This is a genomic window from Glutamicibacter sp. BS14 (genome assembly GCF_056934375.1).
Genome location: NZ_CM167801.1, coordinates 1514536 through 1536413 on the forward strand (window position 1 = coordinate 1514536; position 21878 = coordinate 1536413).

The window sequence follows — 21878 nt, forward strand, 5'->3', positions numbered from 1 at the left end:
TGCTGGAAGAGCCAGGTATTACTAACGGCGGCGCTTGCGGTTGCCGAAGAAGCCGCGGATCAGCTCGCGGCCAAGCACCTTGGCGGCGCCCATGGCCATGTCCATCATCGGGTTCTCTTCTTGGCGCGGTTGGCTCTGGCGTGGGGCGCTTTCCCGTCGGGGCTCCTTCGCCGGTTCGGGAGCAGTCGCTGGCGCCGGCGCCGCGGCCCGGGTTTTGGCCTCGAGCATTTCGCGGGCAGAATCACGATCCACTGCGGCGCTGTACTGCGCAGCCAGCGTCGAAGTGCCACGGACCTGGGCCATCACCTCAGGTGAGGCCGGGCCGATGTTGGACCCCGGCGAGGACATCTTGGTCCACGCTACCGGGGTCGGTGCACCTTTCTCGCCCAGCACGGTGACCACAGCCTCGCCGACACCGGCCTGGGTCAGTGCTTCCTGCAGGTCCAGCTCACCGGTTGGGAAGGTCTTGATGATCTGCTTGAGCGCGCTCTGGTCCTTGGCGGTGAACACGCGCACCGCATGCTGGATGCGGTTACCCAGCTGGCCGAGCACCTCATCGGGCAGGTCGGTCGGGGACTGGGTGATGAAGAACAGGCCCACGCCCTTGGAGCGTATCAGGCGCACGGTGTTGATGATCGCATCGGTGAACGCCTTGGTCGCATCCTTGAAGAGCAGGTGGGCCTCGTCGAGGAAGAACACCAGCTTGGGCTTCTCCAGGTCCCCGGCTTCTGGCAGGTCCTCGAACATGTCGGCCAGGAGCCACATGAGGAACGTGGAGAAAAGCATTGGCTGGGAGCTGACCGAGGGCAGTTCCAGGATGTTGATGACGCCCGCGCCGTCGCGCACCTGCAAGAAGTCCGCGGTATCGAACTCCGGCTGCCCGAAGAACTGGTCCAGTCCCTGGGTCTGCATGATCGTGATGCCGCGCAGGATCACCGATGCGGTGGATGAGGAGACGCCGCCCAGGGCGGCCAGCGCCGGGGCGCCGTCGTCGCTGAGCAGGAAGCTGATGACAGCTTTCAGGTCGCTGAGGTCATCCAGCGGCAGCTTATTGGAATCGGCGTAATGGAAGATCAGCTGCAGGCATTCTTCCTGGGTTTCGTTCAGTTCCAGGACACGGGCCAGCAAAATCGGGCCGAAGGCGTCCACGCTGGCGCGTACCGGGACGCCCTGCCCATTGCCACCCAGGCTGAGGAACTCGACCGGGTTGGTGCGCGCAACGAATTCGTGGCCGAGCTCGGCCAGTCGGGCACTGAGCTTCTCCGACGGTTCGGCAGGCTGCGCCAGGCCGCTCAGATCGCCTTTGACATCGGCGAGGAAAACCGGAACCCCGGCCACAGAGAGCTGTTCTGCCATGGTCTGCAAGGTGACGGTCTTGCCGGTGCCGGTGGCACCAGCGATCAGGCCGTGGCGGTTGAGCATTTTCAACGGCAGGCGGACCTGCGCGGTTGGCTCGGCCTTGCCGCCGATCAGTGCAGCCCCGAGCTCCAAGCAATCGGATTCGAAGTTGTAGCCTTCAACGAGGCTGGTCAGCAAAGTATTCGTTTCCTGGGTCATGGCTTCACTCTATTGCTTTTAGAACGGGTGCAACAGACGCTGGACGAAAGTTTGGGTGCGGGGGTTGGCAGGCGTGCCGAGCACCTTGGCCGCCGGACCGGTCTCCACGACCACCCCGCCATCCATGAACACCACGGTGTCGGCCACATCCCGGGCGAAGGCCAGCTCGTGGGTCACCAGCACCATGGACCAGCCCTCCTGGGCCAATTCCTTGATGACCGTGAGCACCTCGCCGACCAGCTCCGGATCCAGTGCGCTGGTGGGTTCGTCGAAGAGCAGCAGATCCGGCTGCTGCATCAGCGCGCGGACAATGCCCACGCGCTGCTGCTGGCCGCCGGACAGGGAGTTCGGGTAGGCGTCGGCCTTGGCTTCAAGGCCCACGCGGGCCAGCAGCTTCTTCGCCTGCGCCAGGACCTGGTCCTTGGGACGCTTTTGCACCTCGATCGGCCCGATGCTCACGTTCTGCAGCACCGTCAGATGGGGGAACAGGTGATGTCCCTGGAACACCATCGCCGAACGCTTGCGCAGGATCTGTGCGGCCTTGGGTTTCATCCCGGCGCTGAAGGAAACTTCCGGCCCGCCGGCGAATCCGACGGTGCCGGCATCGGCGATTTCCAGGCCGTTCAGGCAACGCAGGGCGGTGGTCTTGCCAGAGCCCGACGGGCCAATCAGTGCAACTACTTCACCGGAATGCACGGTGAAGTCGATGCCCTGGAGCACCTGGTTCTCGCCGAAGGCCTTATGCAGGGCGGTGACGGAGAGCAGGGCGGAATTACTTGGCGACATACTTTTCAAGCCTTCCTTCAACAGAGTTTTGCAGGGCCGAAAGTACCAGGCAGATGACCCAGTAGATGGCTGCGGCCTCGCAATAGAGCAGCAGGAACTCGTAGGTGGAGGCCGTGATTTCCTGGGCCTTGCGGAACATTTCGGTGACCAGGATGGTGGAGGCCAGCGAGGTGTCCTTGACCAGGGAAATGAAGGAGTTCGACAGCGGCGGCACAGCCACCCGGGTGGCCTGCGGCAAGATCAGCCGGTACAGGGTGCGCGTGCGCGACATGCCCAGGGTGTAGCCGGCTTCCCATTGGCCCTGGGGGACCGAGAGGATCGCGGCACGAATGATTTCAGCGGCGTAACCGCCGATGTTCAGGCTGAAGGCGATGATGGCACTAGGCCACGGGTCGATGGTCAGGCCCACCGAAGGCATGCCGTAGAAGATGACGAACAGCTGCACCAGCAGCGGCGTGCCGCGAATGATGGAGATGTAGATCCGGGCAATCGAGGAGATGACCCGGTTCTTGCTGATCCGCATCAGCGCCATCAGCAAGGCGATGACCAGGCCCAAGGCCATGCTGATCAGGGCCAGCGGAATGGTTGCCGTGATCGCCCCGAGGGCTAACGGCCCGAGCGAGTCGAGGAATAACTGCCATTTCGAATCCATGGGCTACCTTTTGCGCAAATGAGACTGGCTCCACGCGTTCTTACGTGTGGAGCCAGTCTACTTATAGTGTTTGCTACTTGCTGACGTCTTCGCCGAAGTACTTCTCGGAGATCTTTGCCAGTTCCCCCTCGGCGCGCAGCTCCTCGAGCGCGGTGTCAATGGCCTGGGCCAGTTCAGTGGAATCCTTGCGCAGGGCTACAGCGGATTCGCTCTTCTCCGCGGATTCGGCAGCGATCTTGATGCTGTCATCCGGGTTGGTCTTCTGCGCATCCAGGAACGTCAGCTTGTCGTTCACGGTGGCATCGACACGGCCCTGCTTGAGCAGGGTGATCGACTGGGCCCAGCCTTCCACCGGCTCGACGTTCGCGCCGGCGGCCTTGGCGGTCTCGTAGAAGTTGCTGGTCAGCGACTGCGCGGTGGTCTTGCCCTCCAACGTCTCGAAAGAGGTGATCTCGCTGTTATCGCTCTTGGTCACCACCACGCCGGTGGAGACGGTGTAAGGCTCGGTGAACAGGTACTTCTCTTCGCGTTCCGGGTTGATCGAGACCTGGTTGGCGATGGCATCAAAACGCCCGGCATCCAGTCCGGCGAAGATCGCGTCCCACTGGGTTTCCTGGAACTTGACCTCGACGCCCATCTTCTCGCCGATGGCTTCGATGACCTCGACGTCGTAGCCGGTCAGCTCGTTGCCCTCGTGGTAGGAGAACGGGCGGTAGGTGCCTTCGGTGCCCACGGTCAGCACGCCCGAATCCTGGACCTTCTTCAAGGTGGCTCCGGTGTCCGCCGAGGACTTGGCGCCACCGGATTCGCTTGCGGAGGTCGATGGGCCTGCCGAGCCGCAGGCGCTCAGTGACAGGGCGATAATTGCGGCAGTAGCCAGCAGTGGTGCGGTGCGCTTCATGGTGACCTCGCTAGGGGAGTGGATAAAAGCTGTTGTCCTACTGAACACTCTAGTGATGATCGCTTATTCCTGCAGGTGGAAGTTACGCTAAATTCCGAGGACGATCGCCAGCAGCATCATCAGCGGGATCGCGCAGATGGTGGTGACCAGGACCGTGTCCTTCGCGATTACCACCCCGTGGTCATAGCGCATGGCCGTCACGAAAATGTTCTGCGCAGTTGGCAGGCCGGCCATGATGACCGACGCCACCAGCAGCTCGCCACGCAGATTGAATACCCAGTAGGCCAGTGCCCAGGCCAGGAACGGGTGGAGCAGCAGCTTGGCCCCGGCGGCGATCAGCACATCGGCGCGGCGGCCCGACTTCTTTTCCAGCGGCTTGGAACCCACCAAGGAGATGCCGAAAGCCATGAGCATGGCGGGGATCGAGGCGCCGGCGATCAGGTCGATCGGTTCGAGCACGATGGAGGGCAATTCGATGCCGGTCAGCGCGACGGCCAAGCCGAGCAGCGACCCGATGATCATCGGGTTCTTCGCGGTGGCCAGCAGCAAAGCGATCGGGGTGGTGCGGTGCCGCGAGGTGGTGGCATCCAGCATCGCCAGATTGATCGGCTGGTAGAGGGCCAACTGGAAGAGGATGATCGGTGCCGCGTAGGACATGTCGCCGAGCACGTACAACGCGATGGGCAGGCCCAAGTTGGCGGAGTTCACCGTGGAGGCGGACATTGCCGCGATGATGCTTTCCGAGGCCGGGCGCTTGAGCATCCGGGCCGTCGCCAGGTAGTAGAGCACCGCGGTCAGCGCCGCGGACAGGGCGGCAACCCAGAGCAGCGGCCCGAGCACGGAAACCGGATCGGACTCGGCCAAGGTGGTGAACAGCAGGGCGGGGCTGGCCACGAAGAAGGTGACCCGGCTGAGCACATGGCGGCCTTGCTCGCCCAGCACCCCGGTGCGGCCCACCAAGTAGCCGACGAGAATGACAACCCAAATGATGGAGAAGCCTTCGAGGACTCCGGTCATCGTGCTCCTTCGCTGGCTATCAGAAGACCAACAACGCCGGAGCACCATTGGTGCCCCGGCGTTCGCTTGAGCGGGCGACGGGAATCGAACCCGCGTATCGAGCTTGGGAAGCTAGCGCTCTACCATTGAGCTACGCCCGCAGTGCACCGAGCGGCCTATTGACGGCCCGGGCATCAAAAGCATATCCCACGAATCCCGCGCACCGGAAAACGGCACGGAAAATCGTGGCCAAAGTTACGCAATGCCTATTCGGAGGGCTTCTCGTTGAGCAGCTGCTCGCGCAGGATCGCCACCCCATCGGCCGGGACCTCGAAGCTGAGCTCGTCGCCGGGGTTCACTACGAAGCCGGTGTTCTCCAAGGCGCGCACCACGGTGGCGCCCTGGACCTTCACGCCGTAGGGCGCCATGTCGATGTACGAGGAAGGGATGCGCTCCAAGGTGGTGAAGACCGCTACCACGGCCTCGCCGGAAGGGTTGGTCAGCATCATCGGCTGGGCATTCTTGTTCTCGCCGGTGACCTCTTCACGGGAGAGGAAATACACCTCGGCGCTCATGAAAGCGCCGATGACCGAGCCGGACAGCTCAGGTTTGTTGAGCCCGGCCTGCAGCATCATTTCGAAATGCGTCTTGGGCTGTGCCCGCTGCTTGTCCATTGGCGTTTCGATGATCGCATCCGGGACCTGGTCTGGTTCTTGGCCTTCAGCGGCGGCGGAGGTGTTCTCGTTGCTCATGTACTACAGCATGTCGCGATAAACCCCCAGGTGCAAACGCCGAATGCGGTTAATTCGGGGTAAAGGCCTAAAATGGCAGATGAGCACACACGATTGAATCAAGGACTGAGCATGCCTGAATTCCGTTACGAGGATCTTCTGCCAATTGGCGAAGATACCACCCCGTACCGCAAGATTTCCTCCGAAGGTGTCGAAGTTGTCGCCGGCCCGGATGGAAAGAACTTCCTGAAGGTCGCGCCGCAGGCACTGGAGCAGCTGGCCGAGACCGCGCTGCACGACATCTCGCACTACCTTCGCCCGGCCCACCTGCAGCAGCTGCGCAATATCCTCGACGACGAGGATGCCAGCCCGAACGACAAGTTCGTCGCCCTGGACTTGCTGAAGAACGCCAACATCGCCGCCGGCGGCATCCTGCCGATGTGCCAGGACACCGGTACCGCGATCGTCATGGGCAAGCGCGGCCAGCGCGTGCTGACCGAAGAGCAGGACGAGATCTCGCTCTCGCGCGGCATCTACAACGCCTACACCCGCCTGAACCTGCGCTACTCGCAGCTGGCTCCGATCACCACCTGGGAAGAGAAGGCCACCGGCAACAACCTCCCGGCGCAGATCGACCTCTACGCGAACACCAAGGACGGCGCTGACACCAGCTACAAGTTCCTGTTCATGGCCAAGGGCGGCGGATCGGCCAACAAGTCCTTCCTGTACCAGGAGACCAAGGCGATCCTCAACGAGAACTCGATGCTGAAGTTCCTCGATGAGAAGCTGCGCTCGCTGGGCACCGCCGCGTGCCCTCCGTACCACCTGTCCATCGTCATCGGCGGCACCTCGGCCGAGATGGCGTTGAAGACCGCGAAGTACGGTTCGGCCAAGTACCTGGATTCGCTGCCGACCGAAGGCGCGATGACCGGCCGCGGCTTCCGCGACACCGAGCTGGAAGACAAGGTCCTTGAGCTGACCCGCCACTTCGGCATTGGCGCGCAGTTCGGCGGCAAGTACTTCTGCCACGATGTGCGCGTGGTGCGCCTGCCTCGCCACGGCGCCTCGCTGCCGGTGGCCATCGCAGTATCCTGCTCGGCTGACCGCCAGATGCTGGCCAAGGTCACCGAAGCGGGACTGTTCGTCGAGCAGCTGGAAACCGATCCAGCCCGCTTCATGCCGGCGGAGGACCACCCGGCCCTGGCCGCGCACGACGACGAGACCGATGGCGTCACCGGCACCGGTGGCTCTTCGGTGGTCAAGATCGACCTGAACAAGTCGATGAGCGAAATCCTGGCCGAACTGACCAAGTTCCCGGTCAAGACCCGCTTGTCGCTGTCCGGTCCACTGGTTGTGGCCCGCGATATCGCACACGCCAAGGTCAAGGAACGCCTGGATGCTGGCGAGGAAATGCCGCAATACCTCAAGGACCACCCGGTCTACTACGCAGGTCCTGCCAAGACCCCAGAAGGCATGCCTTCGGGTTCCTTCGGCCCAACCACCGCAGGCCGCATGGACTCCTACGTGGACCAGTTCCAGGCTGCCGGCGGCTCGATGGTCATGCTGGCCAAGGGCAACCGCTCCAAGCAGGTCACCGAGGCGTGCAACACCCACGGCGGCTTCTACCTGGGCTCCATCGGCGGCCCGGCGGCACGCCTGGCCCAGGATTGCATCAAGAAGGTCGAGGTGCTCGAATACGAGGAACTGGGCATGGAAGCGATCTGGAAGATCGAGGTCGAGGACTTCCCGGCCTTCATCGTTGTCGATGACAAGGGCGAGGACTTCTTCGCTGAGACCTTGAAGCCGACCTTCACCGGCATTCCGGTGCGCGCGAAGTAATTTTCCAGCGCTCTGGGCAGGAACCACCTGCCATGAACTGCTCCCCAAAAGTTGGACTGTAGAAGCCAGCAACTTTTGGGGAGCATTTTCATGCCGTCCGGCGGCACGCAACCTGGAAAACCGTTCCCGGGATTGCATGCCGGTGCGGAGGGCAGATTCCAGGATGCTCCCGCAGAGGGGCAGGGTGCTGACGAAGCTACTTTGCGTGAACTTGCTGCTTCGCGTCCCGGGCACTAGTTAATATTGGACGCTAGTACTGGATGCCCCGCTGCACCATGATTCGGGCACTGCCCAACGCCCAGCGGATTGCGGGCAGAGCCGCGAAATGGCGACTCGCAGCGGCAATTTTCGTGGTTCCGGCGGTTCTGGTGGACCTGGCAGCGGCCTGTTCCAGACCGGGCTACTGGGTGAAGCCGAAGCCCCAGTCGCGGTACGGCGGAAGGAAACGCAGGACCATCAAGTCCTCGTCCACGACAACATCTTCGCCGGCCTTCTTGGATTTTTCGTGCGGCTCTTCGTCTTTGGCTTTCGCGGGTTCTTTCTCGACCGTTGCCTTTGCTTCGCTTTGCTCGGCATCCGCTATCGAGGCGGCCAGCATCTGGTGGTACTCTTCGAACGTTTCCGCTCCGGAAGCAAGCATCGCTTCGGCATGCTCGACGCCGACATAGCGCACATGCCACGGCTCGTACTTGTAGCCGGTGATCTCTTCCTTGCCCTGGGGGTAGCGGATGATCAGACCGTATTCCGCCGCGTGCTCGGCAATCCACAGGCCGGCCGGGGTCTGGCCGAATTCGGCTTTCAATTCGGCGCGGCTATCGGTGTAGCCCAGGTCTGCGGCCAAACCAAGCTGGTGCTCGCTGGTTCCGGGGCGCGCAGAAATCCGTTCGGCATAAGCGGTGCCGTACTTGGCTTGGTACTGGTTGAACAAGACCGCCTGGCGCTGGTACGAACGGTATGCGCTCAGCAGCTTGATCGAATGGCCGGCAGCGCGCGCATCAGCAATGAACACTTCAATGGCCTCTGCCGCCTCAGGACGCAGGGTCATCGAGCTGCCGGCAACACCAACTAGCTTGCCGGGAACGTAGTCCTCCGGCGAAAGCTTCGTTGTGGGGTTGATCAAGGCCAAGGGGCTCGATGCCTTCGACAGCTGCGAGCTCTCGACGGCAGGCAGATCCTCGGCCGGCGCAGCGAGTGCGGCGGTGCCGGAGAGCAGCAATGCCGATGCGAGTACGGTGCCAGTCAGCGCGTAGGCTAGGCGCATGTTGAATAAACCCTTGAGTTGCGGAGCGATGATGGGAAATCCCAGCTTAACGATAGCTGGAAACGCTGGGTAATTGGTGGGAAATCTGCGACCAGCTGGTGAACAGGATGCGGCCAGTGATCTCGACTCACTGTACATAATTGGCCTAATAGTTCGGCTGCCGGGGAAAGTCAGGATAAATTTATACGCGTGTTGTATTCAGATGGTGACATTCGTCGAGAAATAGCGTCCGGTGAGATTGGGCTAGAGCCCTTTGACCCGCAGATGGTCCAGCCCGCATCCGTGGATGTTCGACTTGACCGGTTCTTCCGGCTTTTCGATAACCACAAGTATGCGCACATCGATCCTTCGGTGGAGCAAGATGAACTGACGCGCCTGGTCGAGGTCGACCCCGATGAGCCATTCATCCTGCACCCGGGCGAATTCGTGCTCGGCTCGACCTACGAAGTGGTGACCTTGGGCCACGGCGTGGCCGCGCGGCTGGAAGGCAAGAGCTCCTTGGGCCGCCTTGGCCTGCTGACCCACTCCACCGCGGGGTTCATTGATCCAGGGTTCTCCGGCCACGTGACCTTGGAACTGTCCAACATGGCTACTTTGCCCATTAAGCTGTGGCCGGGATCGAAGATCGGCCAGCTGTGCTTCTTCAAGCTGACGTCGGACACCGAGCATCCATACGGTTCGGGACCCTACGGCAACCGCTACCAGGGCCAGCGTGGCCCCACGGCTTCGCGCAGCCACCTGAACTTCCACCGGACCATCATCGAGAACTAAGCGGCAGTACCGCTCAGGATCCCGCAAACGGCGCTGGCCCCCAACATTTGTTGGGGCCAGCGCCGTTTGCGGCTGGAAGCTACGCGGTGACCTTCTTGGGCGACCGGATTGGCAGGAGCAGGAGCAGGCCGAGCGCCAAGACCACCAGGATGCCCAGGATGCCGTAACGCTGGGCTTGGCCGGATGCCACCAGCGGGGTAGCGATGGCGATGGCTCCGGCAAACAACGCCGGTGCCAGGAAGGACACGGCGCGACCGGTGGTCGCGTACAACCCGAAGAGCTCTCCTTCGCGTCCTTCGGGAATCAAGCGCGAGAGGTAGGAGCGGGAAGCTGCCTGTGCCGGTCCGACGAACAAGCACAGCAGCAGGCCGAAGATCCAGAAGCCCGCGGCTTCGGGGGAGAAGAAGACTCCGGCGCCGGCAACCAGCAGGCCGATCAGCGAACCGACAATGACCGCCTTCGGGCCTGCCAAGTCATCGATGCGGCCGCCAAGCACCGCGCCAAGGGCCGCAACGACGTTGCCGACGATCGCGAAGATGATCACTTCGGTCAATTCGAAACCGAAGGTGCCCGCGGCAATGACGCCGCCGAAGGTGAAGATGGCGGCTAGCCCGTCGCGGAAGACGGCGGAGGAGCAGAGGAAGAAGAGCAGGTTGCGGTCGCTGCGCCACAGTTCCCTGATGTTGTTGAACAGCACCTTGTAGGTAAGCATCAGCGGGATTTTCTTCGAGGTGCTCGGTGGCGCTTCGGGGATCACGAAGAACAGCGGCAGCGCGAAGAGCAAGCACCAAACGGCAGAGAACACTGCCACCCAGCGCAAGTTCAACGATTCTTCGGTGCTGGCACCTGGCCAGTCCACGATTGGCTGCACGAACAGGAAGAGCACCAGGGCGAGGGCGAGGATTCCGCCGACGTAGCCCATGCCCCAGCCGAAACCGGAGACCTTGCCGACCGTTGCCTTGGTGGAAATCTGGTTCAGCACCGCGTTGTAGTTCACGCCGGCGAATTCGCCGAAGACCGACATGGCCGCGACGAGGATCGCGCCGAACCAGAGGTAGGAAGGGTCGGGGTAGACGAAGAAGCAGGCCGCGCAGATGGCGACGAGAACCAGGGTGTTGACCACGATCCACAGCTTGCGCCGCCCGGCAACATCGGCGCGAAGCCCGGTGACGGGCACCAGCAGGGCGATGGCCAGTCCGCCGATGGCCAGTGCCTGCGAGAGGACCAGCGACGCATGGTCGGTGTCGCCGAATAGCTCGCTGGTGAGATAGACGGTGAACACGAAAGTGATCATGACAGCGTTGATCGCGGCTTGTCCCCAATCCCAGCTGGCCCACGCCCAGGTGTACTTATTAAGCCACTTTTCACGAATCGCCGACGGTTCGACCTGATTGATTCCCATGCTGGCATCGTACCTGTAACAGGTAATCAGGCGATGAATAGGAACGACCTTTTGGAGAATAGCGGCTAGCTTGGAAAATCAGCTGGTCGCGGAAAACGCAGGGAATATTCCTTAAAGGGCACATTCGTGCGATTGCAGGCAGGTCACGGCTGATAAAATTACAGATGCAGGCGCTTTTCGAAGTGCTCTGGATACTCTGCCCACCACCAGCCGACAGAGGAAAAGCGTGCTAATAATTCTCACTGCGCTGTTTGCCACCGCTGTTTTATGCCCATTAATATTCCGGGCCTTGAAACGAAACGGTTTTTACGTTGTGGCGGCCGTGCCCGCAGTGGGATTCATCTGGTTGCTGACCCGCATGCCGGCGGTGCTTTCTGCCGATAATTCCCTGGCCAATGGTGCGCCAAATGCGCCGCCATCGGTTCAAATGGAATGGATTCCCGGGCTGAATATCGCCCTGAATTTCCGCATGGATTCTTTGGCCGCGACAATCTTGCTGCTGATCCTCGGCGTGGGCGCGCTGGTGCTGTTCTATTGCGCCCGCTATTTCAAGAATGATGATCCGCAGATCGGCAGCTTCGCGGCGAAGATGGTCGCTTTCGCCGGAGCCATGACCGGCTTGGTCACGGCCGATGACATCATCATCATGTTCATCTTCTGGGAAATCACCAGCGTGCTTTCCTACCTGCTCATCGGTTTCAGCCAGGCCCTGATCACCGCGCGCCGTTCAGCCATGAACGCCCTGATCATCACGACCCTTGGCGGACTGGTGATGCTCGCCGGCATCTTGATGCTCGGCGCGGCGGCCGGCAGCTACCAGCTCTCGGAGATCATGGCATCGGCCGATGAACTGGTGGCCTTGGGGGCCTTCACCGATGTTGCGGTGGCGCTGATTATTGTCGGGGCGATCTCCAAATCGGCCCTGGTGCCTTTCCACTTCTGGCTGCCCGGTGCGATGGCCGCTCCGACTCCGGTGTCCGCGTACCTGCACGCGGCAGCCATGGTCAAGGCCGGCGTCTACCTGATCGCCCGCCTGGCTCCGGGCTTCGCCGAGACCACCCTGTGGATCCCCATGACCGTAGGCATCGGTATTCTCACCATGCTCATCGGCGGTTACCGGGCGCTCAAGCAATACGACCTGAAGCTGATCCTGGCCTTCGGCACGGTCTCGCAGCTGGGCTTCATCATCGCGGTCTTCGGCTTCGGCACACCCGAAGCGGCTTTTGCCGCACTGGCCATGACGCTGGCCCACGGACTGTTCAAGGCGACGCTGTTCCTGAGCGTGGGCATCATCGACCACAACACCGGTACCCGCGATATCCGCAAGCTCAGCGGCTTGCGCCGTGCCATGCCGATCCTGGCCACGACCACCGGCATCGCCGCGGCGTCCATGGCCGGCGTGCCGCTGCTGTTCGGCTTCGTTGCCAAGGAAGCGGTCTACGAATCGGCCCTGCACCTGGAAACCGGGTGGGGGATGGCCGCGCTCGTCGGCATCCTGATGGGTGCGGCGCTGACCATGGCCTACTCGCTGCGCTTCTTCTTCGGGGCTTTCGGCGTGAAGAAAAAGAAGCTGCCTGCATTGCAGTGCAAGGCCCCGACACTGATCTTCCTGGCGCCCTTGCTGGTTCTTTCGGCGGCGACGCTGTTCCTGGGCCTGTACCCGCAGCTGGTGGAGCCGCTGGCCATCCACTGGTCGGCCGCGCAGGGCGGACCGGGCAAAATGCACCTGCTGCCATTTGCCGGCTTCAACGCGGCACTGGGGCTGAGCGCCATTTCGGTGGGCCTGGGCCTGTGCTTCTTCTGGCTGCGTCACCGCACCGACACCGGCGCACCGCTGCGCCGCATGGTCACCTCGGCCGAGGAAATCTACCGCATGTCGGTGAACGTGCTGGACAAGGTGGCCATTTGGATCACCGGTCGCACCCAGCGTGGTTCGCTCTCCTTCTACCTGGGCGTCATCCTGGTCGTGGTGCTGGTGATTCCGCTGGCCATCGCGCTGACCGTCTACACCCCGTGGCCAACGAACTGGATCATCGCCGACCACCCGGCCCAGCTGCTGATCGGTGCGGTGATCATCGCCGGTGCGGTGGTCTCCATTACCGCGCCGAAGCGTTTCATGGCGGTGCTGATGGTTTCGGTGACCGGCTACGGCATGGTCGCGATCTTCGCCCTGCAAGGCGCCCCGGACCTGGCGCTGACCCAGCTGCTGGTGGAAACCATCGTGCTGGTTTCCTTCGTGCTCGCCTTGCGCGCCCTGCCCAAGCGACTGTGGGTGGGCCTGACCCGGATCAAGTGGGGCCGGGCCATCCTGTCGATCGCCTTGGCCGTGATGGTCGTCTACATTGCCATCGCGATGATGGCCGCCCGCAACGAGGCCCGCATTTCCCTGGCTTGGCCGGATCTGGCCTACTACGAGGGCTACGGCAAGAACATCGTCAACGTGGCCCTGGTGGACCTGCGCGTGTGGGATACCTTCGGCGAGATCACCGTGCTGGCAGCGGCTGCCACCGGTGTGGCTTCGCTGATCTTCGCCGGGCGCAGCTTCGGCAACCGGGTGCGGGCCCACCAGGTGGCACCGGGCAGCATCGACGCGGGTTCCGAAGCCATGGGCAGCAAGGACTCCAAGGAAACCGAGCTGCGCATTGCCCGCCGCTTTGCCTCCAGCTCCAACCAGGACTGGTTGATGGCTGGCAGCACCCTGGTCGCCGAGCGCCGCTCGATCATCTTTGAAGTGGTCACCCGGCTGATTTTCCACACGGTGCTGATCATGTCGGTGTACACGCTGCTGACCGGGCACAATACCCCGGGCGGCGGTTTCGCTGGCGGGCTGATCGCCGGCTTGGCGCTGACCATCCGCTACCTGGCCGGCGGCCGCGTGGAACTTTCCGAGTCGATGCGCATCGCTCCGGGCATGCTGATCGGCGGCGGCATAGCGCTGGCCGGATTGGTGGGCATCGTGCCGCTGCTGCTGGGTGATGGCATCTTCACCACCTATGCCCTGGAATTCTGGTTCTTCGGCGAGCACAAGTTCGTTTCCTCAACGATTTTCGACATTGGAGTGTATCTGGTGGTCCTTGGCCTCGTGCAGGACGTGCTGCGTTCTTTGGGCAGTGAGATTGATTCGCTCTCCGAGGGCCGCAGCCCGGTGGAGCGCCACGACGAGATCCAGGCCTCCCGGACTGGAGTTGGCCGATGAGCGTGAACATCACTTTCCTCGTAGTCACCGGCGTGCTGCTGGCGGCCGGCTTCTACCTGGTGCTCGAACGCACCCTGACCCGGGTGCTGCTGGGCATCATGCTGCTGGGCAACGGCATCAACCTGCTGATCCTCACCAGCGGCGGGCGCAAGGGCGCGGCGCCGTTGTTCAAGCCGGATGCGGCGGCCGACTCGTACTCGGACCCGCTGCCGCAGGCCCTGATCCTCACCGCCATTGTGATCACCTTCGCGGTGACCGCCTTCCTGCTGGCGATGATCTACCGGTCCTGGACCCTGACCAGCGCTGATGAGCTCACCGATGACACCGAAGATATCAAGGTGTCCCAGAAGACCGCCTACGACGAGGAAGAAGACTCGCCAGTGGCCGAGGATACGACCGAATTCGTCGATGAAGAAGGACGCCCAGTGCGCGAGGGGGAAGAGTGAATTTCCTGGATCTAGCCCCTTTGGCCGTGGTGCTGCCGATCTTCGGCGCCGGGGCAGCCTTCCTGGCCCGCCGCCAGGTCCGCCTGCAGCGCCTGATCACCATCGGCATCCTGTGCCTGACCCTGGTGCTCGAAGCGGGAATGCTCGCCGCCGTATGGGGCGGGGAAAGCTATGCCATCCATATTGGCGGCTGGGAGTCGCCCTTCGGCATCGCCCTGATGGTCGACGGGTTCAGCGCCTTCATGCTGCTGGTCTCCACCGTCGTCTCGCTGGCTGTGCTGCTCTTCGCCACCAGCCAGGGCCTGGCCGACGGGGACGAGCCCGGACCGGTGTCGATATTCCACCCGGCGTACCTGATCCTGCTGGCCGGAGTGTCCAACGCCTTCCTGGCCGCTGACCTTTTCAACTTGTACGTCGGATTCGAAATCCTGCTCACCGCCAGCTACGTGCTGCTGACCTTGGGCGGTACCGCCGAGCGCATCCGCGCCGGTACCACCTATGTGGTGGTTTCCGTGGTTTCCTCGGTGATCTTCCTGATGGCCATCGCGATGACCTATGCGGCCACCGGCACGGTGAACATGGCTGACCTTGCGGTGAAGCTGCCCGAGCTGGGCCAGGGCCCGCAGCTGATCTTGCATGTGCTGCTGCTGATCGCTTTCGGCATCAAGGCCGCGGTCTTCCCGCTGTCCCTGTGGCTGCCGGACTCCTACCCGACCGCACCGGCCCCGGTCACCGCGGTGTTCGCCGGGTTGCTGACCAAGGTGGGCGTCTACGCGATTGTCCGCACCGAAACCCTGCTCTTCCCGGGCGGCTCGGTCAACGCCGGACTGCTGGTGGTGGCGGCGCTGACCATGGTCATCGGTATCCTCGGTGCGCTGGCGCAGACGGACTTCAAGCGCATGCTTTCCTTCACGCTCACCAGCCACATCGGCTACCTGATCTTCGGCGTGGCCGTGGGCGGGCCGCTGGCCATCGCCGCGACCATCTACTACGTGGGCCACCACATCATCGTGCAGACTTCGCTGTTCATGGTGGCGGGACTGATCGAACGCCGTGCCGGTAGCTCGAATGTCACCCGGCTCGGCTCGCTGGCCAAGCTCTCCCCGGCATTGGCCCTGCTCTTCTTCATCCCGGCCATCAATCTGGGCGGCATCCCGCCGTTCTCCGGGTTCCTGGGCAAATTCGGGCTGATGCATGCGGCCGCGCAGGATGCTGATCCGTTGACCTGGGTCGTGATCGGCGCCGGATTGCTGACCAGCTTGCTGACCTTGATGGCGATCATCCGCGTGTGGGCCCGTGTGTTCTGGCGCCGTGCCGCTGATGCCGAGGTGCCCAACCAGGACCTGGTGGCCGAAGCGACGCAGGTTGCCGACGAGACGTTGGCCGGCGGCGCGCAGAACCCCCGCTTGGGGTTGAAGCTGGCCAAGCAGCTGGAAGCCGACTCCTTGCCGTGGGGCATGCGCTACGCCACCGGTTCGCTGGTGCTTGCGGGCATCGCCCTGACCGTCTTTGCCGGGCCGATCTTCGAATTCTGCCAGCGGGTGGCTGCGGAACTGATTGCCCGCGAACCGTATATCAGCTCGATCTTGCCATTCTGATTGGAGGGATGATGCCGAACAAGAACTTTGAACCGCGTGACCAGCGCATTGACGATGCGCTGGATACCTCCGGTGTGCGCCACCGCGCGACACTCAAGCAGGAATGGCCGCTGCTTCTGCTGCTGCTCTTTGTCTGGGGTGCTCTCTGGCAGGACTTCTCCCTGGGGAACATGGTCTTCGGCGTGATCATCGCGCTGCTGATCGTGAACCTGTTCCCGCTGCCGCCGGTGGTCCTTTCGGGCCGGATCAATGCCTGGTACTGCCTGAAGCTGTTCATCTGGTTCCTCGGACAGGTCTTCGCCGCCAGCGTCCATGTGGCCTGGCTGGCGCTGGTCCGCGGGAAGCGCACCCGCAGCGCGGTCATTGCGGTCCCGCTGCGCACCGACTCGGACCTGATCGTGATGACCGTGGGACACGTGCTCACGCTGATCCCGGGCTCCTTCGTGATCGACGTGGACCGCAGCTCGTCGACGCTGTACCTGCACTACATCGACATCGAGTCGCCTGCGGACGTGGAGAAGGCGCGTGCCGGCATCCGGGACATCGAACGCCGGCTGATCATGGCTATTGGCAGCCGAGACGAGTACGAAGCGATCAAGAGCGAATGCGGACCGAACTTTGATGCGAGGAAGGGGTAACATGCTGGATATCGTCATTTGGATCTGCGGCATCATGCTCGGGCTCGGTGCTGTCGCCTGCCTGGTCCGTGTTGCCAAGGGGCCGTCAATCCTTGACCGGGTGCTGGCCCTGGACGTGATGCTGCTGATCATCTCCGCCGCGCTGTGCCTGGAAATGGTGCTGCACAAGCACACCGACTACTTGCTGTTCGTCGTGGCCGCCTGCATGCTCGGGTTCATCGGTTCGGTGACCGTCTCGCGCTTCGTTTCGGATCAGAGGAACGCCTAATGGAAATCTTCCTCGATGTCCTCGTTGCCGTCCTGCTGATCCTTGGCTGCCTGATGTCATTGATCGCAGGTATCGGCTTGCTGACCTTCCCGGACATGCTCACCCGCATGCATGCAGCGACCAAACCGCAGGTACTCGGCTTCCTGCTGATTTTCGCTGGACTGGCCATTTACCTGCGCAGCTGGGCTGTGGTCCCGGTACTCGTGCTGGCCTGGGGAATGCAGCTATTGACCGCACCGGTTTCGGCCCACATGATTGGCCGTTCCGGCTACCGGACCAAGCACGCTGCCAAGGAAACCCTGTTCTCCGATGAGCTGAGCCACGTGGTCAACAAGGTCAACGGAACACCGCCGACCGGAACCACCCCGGTTTCCAAGACCGGATCGCCAGACGAACAAGATTGAGAAAAAGCGGGAGCCGCCCCTCTGGGCGGCTCCCGCTTTTGGCTCAACGCCGAAGCTTACTTGGTGAACTTGGCAACAACCTTGTTGGCGCTGCGGTCAGCCACCGTCTGCAGGATTGCTGCGACCAGGGCCGAAACGACTGCGAAGCCTAAGGCACGGCGGAAAGAAGCTTCCGCTGCTTCCTCAGTGCCCTTGCGTGGTGCTTTGCTGCCGGTTGCCTTCAACCAAAGGAAATCAACCAGCTTGCCGCCGAGCATGCCAGCGCCAACGGTGATACCGGTAGTGGCAAGTTTCTGCACTTTATCCATTTTTTCCTCGCGATCAAGCTCTTGACATATCGTTCCTCTGCCCAGCATACCTGCGGTATGGTGGGGGAGCAGTAATTATTCCGACAGGGGAGCGTCAGACTTTTAAAAAGTCGCAAGACGCTGAGAGTGCGATAGATCGCAGACCCTCGAACCTGCCCCGGCTAGTACCGGCGAAGGAAGTCGAGCATCTCGGATGCGGATAGGCGCGGCAGTATGCCCTCATTCCGTCCATCTCCCCTCCTTTCCACAGGAGGACCAGCAATGAACGAAACAGTTTCGAAGCAGCGGACCGGCTGGCGTGTAGTTGATATCGTCGTCGCCTCGGTGATCGCCGTCGCTTCAGGGGTCATTTTCTGGGCGTGGAGTGCCGGCTATGGCCTGTTCTCGCTCGCCTTTGCAGCTTTCCCGCCAGCCACCGCGTTGCTCACCGGCATGTGGCTCTTCCCGGCGGTGCTCGGCGCACTGATCATCCGCAAGCCAGGCGCCGCAATCTACTGCGAGCTGCTGGCCGCTGTAGTTGAAGCGCTGCTCGGCTCGCACTACGGCTTGACCGTACTGATCTCCGGCCTGGTCCAGGGCCTGGGTGCAGAGCTGGTCTTCGCAGCATTCCGCTACCGCAAGTGGAACCTGGGCGTGGCGCTGCTGGCAGGCTTGTTCGCCGGCTTGTTCGCCGGCATTTCCGAGGCCTACATCCTGGCCTACTATGTTGAGTACACCGCCGGAATGAAGATCTTCCACGTGATCGCCACCGGCATTTCCGGCGTAGTCGTCGCAGGGCTTCTGTCCTGGTTGGCCACGCGCGGACTGGCGAAGACCGGCGCTCTGAGCGCCCTGCCGAGCCGGCGTGCGCACCTGGAAAGCGCAAAATGAGTTCCTTTGCCAATTCCGGCGCAGCCTCGCTGACCCAGCGCGGTGCCGCCATCACCGCAACGGGGTTCGGCTGGCAGCACTCCGAGAGGCAGAATCCTGCCATCTCGGGACTGGACCTTGTGATCCACGCCGGTGAGAAGGTGCTGCTGGTCGGTCCATCGGGCGCCGGCAAGTCAACCTTGCTGCACGCGATGGCCGGGTTGCTGGAAGCGGATGAGGACGATCAGGTCGCTGGCCGGCTGCTCATAGATGGCAGCGATGCCTTCATCCGGAGCCACCCGGTGGGCTTGATGCAGCAAGACCCGGAAACCCAGGTAGTGCAAAGCAGGGTCGCCGATGACGTGGCCTTTGGCGCCGAGAACCTCGGAATGGATCCCGAACTGATCCGCCAGCGGATCCCCGAAGTGCTGGACGCTGCGGGTCTGGGTGCGCTGTCCTTCGAGCACCGCACCCAGCAACTTTCCGGCGGACAGAAACAGCGGTTGGCCTTGGCCGGCATTCTGGCCATGGAACCCAGCGTCATGCTGCTCGATGAACCGACTGCCAATGTGGACCCGCAGAGCATTGAGCTATTGCGCGATGCGGTGCTGAACGCCGCCCGGCTTTCCGGTGCCACGCTGGTCGTCGTGGAACACCGGATTGAAGCCTGGGCGCAGCATGTGGACCGGGTTATCGTGCTGCAGCCCGGTGGGGGAGTCGCGCACGATCTGGACCCGCAGCAGCTGTACACCGATGAAACGGTGCGCGAGGAGCTGGCTGCTGCCGGGCTGTGGATTCCAGGCTACTTCCCGCAGGTGGCTCGGGCAACGAACGGTGCCGGTGCCACGCTGCTGGAAGCGCAGCAGCTGGTATCCGCCCGCACCGCCACGGCACCGCGCACCCAAGCGGTGGACGTGAATGTGCAAGCGGGCACCGCGACGGTGATTCGCGGCGAGAATGGCGCTGGAAAGTCGACGCTGGCCTTGACCTTGGGCGGATTGCTCGTCCCGGCCGACGGCGGGTTGGCGGCCACCGCGCAACTGGCCGACGGTCTGGGCAACTCCCCGTTTGCCTGGAAGGCCGGTGCATTGATTGGGCGGATCGGTTCGGTGTTCCAGGAACCCGAACACCAATTCGTGACCCAGAGCGTTCGGGAAGAGCTGGCTTTCGCTCCCAGCCGCGCGCAGGCCAGCAGCGCCGATGCGCCGAAATACGAGCCGGCCCAGGTCCAAGCGCGCGTGGACGCGTTGCTGGAACGCTTGGGCCTGGCGCATTTGGCAGACGCGAACCCGTTCACTCTCTCCGGGGGCGAGAAGCGGCGCTTGTCCGTGGCCACTGTTCTGGCCGCATCCCCCCAGGTGCTGATCCTCGACGAACCGACCTTCGGGCAGGATGCGAATACGTGGAGGGAACTGGCCGGGCTGCTGGTTGAGGAATTGCAGCAGGGCACCGCGATCATTGCTGTGACCCACGACGATCACTTTGCCTCGGTGCTCAAAGCAAGGGACCTGGTGCTCACTGCCGGCACCCCGGAAGCTGGTACCCCGCGACAGGGGCCGGTGCTTGATGCGCCGGTAGGGCATAGCTGGTTGGCGAAGATCAATCCGCTGGCCAAGCTCGGTGCGGTGGCTGCGGCAACACTGCCGTTGATCACCACCTTGGATTGGGTTTCGGCGCTGGTGGTGATCGTGGCGACCGTGGTGTTCTTCCCCCTGGCAGGGCTGAGCCCGCTGAAATTCCTCAAGCGCGCGTGGCCACTGCTGATTGCCGGAATCCTTGCGGCGTGGGGCATCGCCTTGGTGGGCCAGGATAGCGGCATGGTCTACGCCCAATTCGGCGCCTTCAGCATCACCGAGGGATCGGTGGCCGGGGGCATTGCCACCGGACTGCGCGCTTTCGCGCTGGCCATCCCGTGCATCTTGCTGCTGGCCACCACGAATCCAAGCGATTTGGGCGGGGCGCTGTCTCAGCAGCTGAAGGTACCCCACCGGTTTGTGCTCGGGGCCTTGGCCGGCATGCGCCTACTCGGGTTGATGGTGGAAGAATTCACCACGCTCACGCTGGCCCGGCGCGCTCGCGGTGTCGGGAACTTCGGCACCGTGGGCCAACGCATCAAGGCAACCCTCGGCCAGGTGCTGGCCTTGCTGGTGCAAGCGATTCGCCGCGCCGGACGGTTGGCCACCACGATGGAGGCCAAGGGGTTTGGCACGGCCAAGCGCACATGGATTCGCACGGCCACCTTCACCTGGCGTGATGGCATGGTGCTGGCCACGGGGATCCTGTTTGGCACGGCCGCAATGGCTGCGGCCGTGCTGGCAGGGACCTACAACTTGGTGTGGTCCTAGCGGATTGCTTCGCTCAGGGCGCTGAGCTCTTCATGGAGCTCAGCGTCCAGGCGCAACGGCTTGGCATCGATGGTGCGCACCGGGGTCAGCAGGCGGATGGAGGAAACCAGCCACACGCCATCGGCCTGGTACAGGTCTTCCGGGCGCAACGGGCCGTAGCCCAGCTCCCAGCCATCCTGGGCCGCGGCGTCGAAAATGGCGCTTTGCGTGGTGCCTGGCAGGATGCCGGTTTCAAGCATCGGGGTCAGCAGCCGCTTGGTCTCGCCATCGCGCTGGGCTACCAGCACGGTCGAGGTCGGAGCTTCCAGGATGATCCCGTCGGCGGAGGTGAAAATGACATCATGGGCGCCGTGCTTGTGCGCGTAGCGCAGGGCGGCCATGTTGATCGAATAGGAAAGGGTCTTGGCGCCCATCATGAGCCATGGCGCACGTTCGGCCAGCTTCGAGTCGTAGCCGCGATCCAGCATCAGGACATCCACACCGGTTTCACGCTGTTCCCTGCCCAAAGCCGGGGCAGGGGTCACGGTGACCCAGCAAATGGCAGGATCATTGTCGTGCTCGCCGCGCGCGGCGACCAGCTTGACCACCGCTTCTTCAGCGCCGCCGGTGGCATCGAAATCGGCCACAGCGGTATCTACCGCGGCAAACCAGCTGCGCGCATCGGGAATGGCCAAGTCGGCAACTTCAGCCGAGGTCGCCAAGCGTGCCAGGTGCGCTTCGAATTTGCGTACGGCCTGGTTGGTGTAGAGCATCGATTCAAAGATGCCATCACCTCGCGTCACTCCCTGTGCTGTGACCAGAAGTTGCGGTGCAGTGATGTCTGCAAGACGACCAGCCGGATAGGCCGGATCCAAGAATACAAGTGAGCTCATAAAGACAGATTATCGAACCCCAGCGTCTTCTGCGCGATTTCTGCAGGCGGAGATTCAG

Annotated in this window: 20 protein-coding genes, 1 tRNA gene and 1 riboswitch; of the genes, 10 read left to right on the forward strand and 11 right to left on the reverse strand. The window is 62.8% G+C overall.

Features of this window, described 5'->3' with window-relative positions; translation table 11 throughout:
- Positions 1-21: 21 nt before the first annotated feature.
- The 7 genes from AC1Z36_RS07145 to AC1Z36_RS07175 all read right to left on the reverse strand — a co-directional run bounded on the left by AC1Z36_RS07145 (position 22) and on the right by AC1Z36_RS07175 (position 5644).
- Positions 22-1557, reverse strand: coding sequence for a helicase HerA-like domain-containing protein (locus AC1Z36_RS07145; protein ID WP_332485897.1), 1536 nt, complete (start codon positions 1555-1557; stop codon positions 22-24).
- A gap of 18 nt (positions 1558-1575) precedes the next feature.
- A complete protein-coding gene (locus tag AC1Z36_RS07150; protein WP_483561882.1) occupies positions 1576-2343 on the reverse strand; it encodes an amino acid ABC transporter ATP-binding protein in 768 nt (255 codons plus the stop codon).
- A complete protein-coding gene (locus tag AC1Z36_RS07155) occupies positions 2330-2995 on the reverse strand; it encodes an amino acid ABC transporter permease (protein WP_105657025.1) in 666 nt (221 codons plus the stop codon). Before AC1Z36_RS07155 ends, AC1Z36_RS07150 begins: the two co-directional genes overlap by 14 nt.
- Positions 2996-3068: 73 nt before the next feature.
- Positions 3069-3896, reverse strand: a complete 828-nt coding sequence (locus AC1Z36_RS07160; protein WP_483561883.1) for an amino acid ABC transporter substrate-binding protein — start codon at positions 3894-3896, stop codon at positions 3069-3071.
- 87 nt (positions 3897-3983) lie between these two features.
- Positions 3984-4913, reverse strand: a complete 930-nt coding sequence (locus AC1Z36_RS07165; RefSeq protein WP_133833550.1) for an AEC family transporter — start codon at positions 4911-4913, stop codon at positions 3984-3986.
- Positions 4914-4982: 69 nt separating this feature from the next.
- Positions 4983-5053 (reverse strand) — tRNA-Gly (locus AC1Z36_RS07170).
- A gap of 105 nt (positions 5054-5158) precedes the next feature.
- On the reverse strand, positions 5159-5644 hold the full coding sequence (locus tag AC1Z36_RS07175) for an SseB family protein (protein ID WP_105662527.1): 486 nt from the start codon (positions 5642-5644) through the stop codon (positions 5159-5161).
- Between the two features lie 111 nt (positions 5645-5755).
- Here AC1Z36_RS07175 and AC1Z36_RS07180 point away from each other — a divergent pair, with 111 nt between their 5' ends.
- Positions 5756-7462: a fumarate hydratase gene (locus tag AC1Z36_RS07180; protein WP_483561884.1), complete on the forward strand. Its 1707-nt coding sequence runs from the start codon at positions 5756-5758 to the stop codon at positions 7460-7462.
- A gap of 400 nt (positions 7463-7862) precedes the next feature.
- Here the strand turns inward: AC1Z36_RS07180 and AC1Z36_RS07185 are convergent, their stop codons facing one another.
- The gene (locus AC1Z36_RS07185; RefSeq protein ID WP_483561885.1) at positions 7863-8723 is read right to left on the reverse strand and encodes a M15 family metallopeptidase; all 861 of its coding nucleotides are present in this window, start codon (positions 8721-8723) and stop codon (positions 7863-7865) included.
- Positions 8724-8912: 189 nt separating this feature from the next.
- Between AC1Z36_RS07185 and dcd the strand changes: the two genes are divergently transcribed.
- Complete coding sequence (gene dcd, locus AC1Z36_RS07190; RefSeq protein ID WP_013349886.1) at positions 8913-9494, forward strand: dCTP deaminase; 582 nt, start codon at positions 8913-8915, stop codon at positions 9492-9494.
- Positions 9495-9573: 79 nt separating this feature from the next.
- Here the strand turns inward: dcd and AC1Z36_RS07195 are convergent, their stop codons facing one another.
- Positions 9574-10896: an MFS transporter gene (locus AC1Z36_RS07195; protein WP_402695824.1), complete on the reverse strand. Its 1323-nt coding sequence runs from the start codon at positions 10894-10896 to the stop codon at positions 9574-9576.
- A gap of 226 nt (positions 10897-11122) precedes the next feature.
- Between AC1Z36_RS07195 and AC1Z36_RS07200 the strand changes: the two genes are divergently transcribed.
- From AC1Z36_RS07200 to mnhG, 6 genes are read left to right on the forward strand one after another with little or no spacing between them, the layout of a single operon-like run.
- Positions 11123-14092: a Na+/H+ antiporter subunit A gene (locus AC1Z36_RS07200; protein WP_483561886.1), complete on the forward strand. Its 2970-nt coding sequence runs from the start codon at positions 11123-11125 to the stop codon at positions 14090-14092.
- Complete coding sequence (locus AC1Z36_RS07205) at positions 14089-14538, forward strand: Na(+)/H(+) antiporter subunit C (protein ID WP_105657017.1); 450 nt, start codon at positions 14089-14091, stop codon at positions 14536-14538. The genes AC1Z36_RS07200 and AC1Z36_RS07205 overlap by 4 nt, the downstream gene beginning before the upstream one ends.
- Positions 14535-16136, forward strand: coding sequence for a Na+/H+ antiporter subunit D (locus tag AC1Z36_RS07210; protein WP_483561887.1), 1602 nt, complete (start codon positions 14535-14537; stop codon positions 16134-16136). Before AC1Z36_RS07205 ends, AC1Z36_RS07210 begins: the two co-directional genes overlap by 4 nt.
- An 8-nt stretch (positions 16137-16144) precedes the next feature.
- Complete coding sequence (locus AC1Z36_RS07215; RefSeq protein ID WP_105657015.1) at positions 16145-16774, forward strand: Na+/H+ antiporter subunit E; 630 nt, start codon at positions 16145-16147, stop codon at positions 16772-16774.
- Between the two features lies 1 nt (position 16775).
- Entirely contained in the window at positions 16776-17042 is a 267-nt protein-coding gene (locus AC1Z36_RS07220; RefSeq protein WP_105657014.1) for an MrpF/PhaF family protein, read from the forward strand.
- Positions 17042-17446 (forward strand): monovalent cation/H(+) antiporter subunit G, encoded by a 405-nt coding sequence (mnhG, locus tag AC1Z36_RS07225; RefSeq protein ID WP_105657013.1) that lies wholly within the window; start codon positions 17042-17044, stop codon positions 17444-17446. The genes AC1Z36_RS07220 and mnhG overlap by 1 nt, the downstream gene beginning before the upstream one ends.
- A gap of 56 nt (positions 17447-17502) precedes the next feature.
- Here mnhG and AC1Z36_RS07230 read toward each other — a convergent pair whose 3' ends face one another.
- A complete protein-coding gene (locus AC1Z36_RS07230; protein ID WP_105657090.1) occupies positions 17503-17745 on the reverse strand; it encodes a DUF4235 domain-containing protein in 243 nt (80 codons plus the stop codon).
- Between the two features lie 84 nt (positions 17746-17829).
- Positions 17830-17950, forward strand: a riboswitch (TPP riboswitch).
- A 65-nt stretch (positions 17951-18015) separates the two neighbouring features.
- Here AC1Z36_RS07230 and AC1Z36_RS07235 point away from each other — a divergent pair.
- On the forward strand, positions 18016-18624 hold the full coding sequence (locus AC1Z36_RS07235) for an ECF transporter S component (RefSeq protein WP_105657012.1): 609 nt from the start codon (positions 18016-18018) through the stop codon (positions 18622-18624).
- The gene (locus AC1Z36_RS07240) at positions 18621-20948 is read left to right on the forward strand and encodes an ATP-binding cassette domain-containing protein (protein WP_448937606.1); all 2328 of its coding nucleotides are present in this window, start codon (positions 18621-18623) and stop codon (positions 20946-20948) included. The genes AC1Z36_RS07235 and AC1Z36_RS07240 overlap by 4 nt, the downstream gene beginning before the upstream one ends.
- Here AC1Z36_RS07240 and AC1Z36_RS07245 read toward each other — a convergent pair.
- Complete coding sequence (locus tag AC1Z36_RS07245; RefSeq protein ID WP_105657010.1) at positions 20945-21820, reverse strand: aminodeoxychorismate lyase; 876 nt, start codon at positions 21818-21820, stop codon at positions 20945-20947. The genes AC1Z36_RS07240 and AC1Z36_RS07245 overlap by 4 nt on opposite strands.
- Positions 21821-21878 lie beyond the last annotated feature (58 nt).

Bases quoted from the DNA above. Each gene is read 5' to 3' on its own strand.
- AC1Z36_RS07145 (WP_332485897.1), bottom strand. From the start codon at position 1,557: ATGACCCAGGAAACGAATACTTTGCTGACCAGCCTCGTTGAAGGCTAC.
- AC1Z36_RS07150 (WP_483561882.1), bottom strand. From the start codon at position 2,343: ATGTCGCCAAGTAATTCCGCCCTGCTCTCCGTCACCGCCCTGCATAAG.
- AC1Z36_RS07155 (WP_105657025.1), bottom strand. From the start codon at position 2,995: ATGGATTCGAAATGGCAGTTATTCCTCGACTCGCTCGGGCCGTTAGCC.
- AC1Z36_RS07160 (WP_483561883.1), bottom strand. From the start codon at position 3,896: ATGAAGCGCACCGCACCACTGCTGGCTACTGCCGCAATTATCGCCCTG.
- AC1Z36_RS07165 (WP_133833550.1), bottom strand. From the start codon at position 4,913: ATGACCGGAGTCCTCGAAGGCTTCTCCATCATTTGGGTTGTCATTCTC.
- AC1Z36_RS07175 (WP_105662527.1), bottom strand. From the start codon at position 5,644: ATGAGCAACGAGAACACCTCCGCCGCCGCTGAAGGCCAAGAACCAGAC.
- AC1Z36_RS07180 (WP_483561884.1), top strand. From the start codon at position 5,756: ATGCCTGAATTCCGTTACGAGGATCTTCTGCCAATTGGCGAAGATACC.
- AC1Z36_RS07185 (WP_483561885.1), bottom strand. From the start codon at position 8,723: ATGCGCCTAGCCTACGCGCTGACTGGCACCGTACTCGCATCGGCATTG.
- AC1Z36_RS07195 (WP_402695824.1), bottom strand. From the start codon at position 10,896: ATGGGAATCAATCAGGTCGAACCGTCGGCGATTCGTGAAAAGTGGCTT.
- AC1Z36_RS07205 (WP_105657017.1), top strand. From the start codon at position 14,089: ATGAGCGTGAACATCACTTTCCTCGTAGTCACCGGCGTGCTGCTGGCG.
- AC1Z36_RS07215 (WP_105657015.1), top strand. From the start codon at position 16,145: ATGATGCCGAACAAGAACTTTGAACCGCGTGACCAGCGCATTGACGAT.
- AC1Z36_RS07220 (WP_105657014.1), top strand. From the start codon at position 16,776: ATGCTGGATATCGTCATTTGGATCTGCGGCATCATGCTCGGGCTCGGT.
- mnhG (WP_105657013.1), top strand. From the start codon at position 17,042: ATGGAAATCTTCCTCGATGTCCTCGTTGCCGTCCTGCTGATCCTTGGC.
- AC1Z36_RS07235 (WP_105657012.1), top strand. From the start codon at position 18,016: ATGAACGAAACAGTTTCGAAGCAGCGGACCGGCTGGCGTGTAGTTGAT.
- AC1Z36_RS07240 (WP_448937606.1), top strand. From the start codon at position 18,621: ATGAGTTCCTTTGCCAATTCCGGCGCAGCCTCGCTGACCCAGCGCGGT.
- AC1Z36_RS07245 (WP_105657010.1), bottom strand. From the start codon at position 21,820: ATGAGCTCACTTGTATTCTTGGATCCGGCCTATCCGGCTGGTCGTCTT.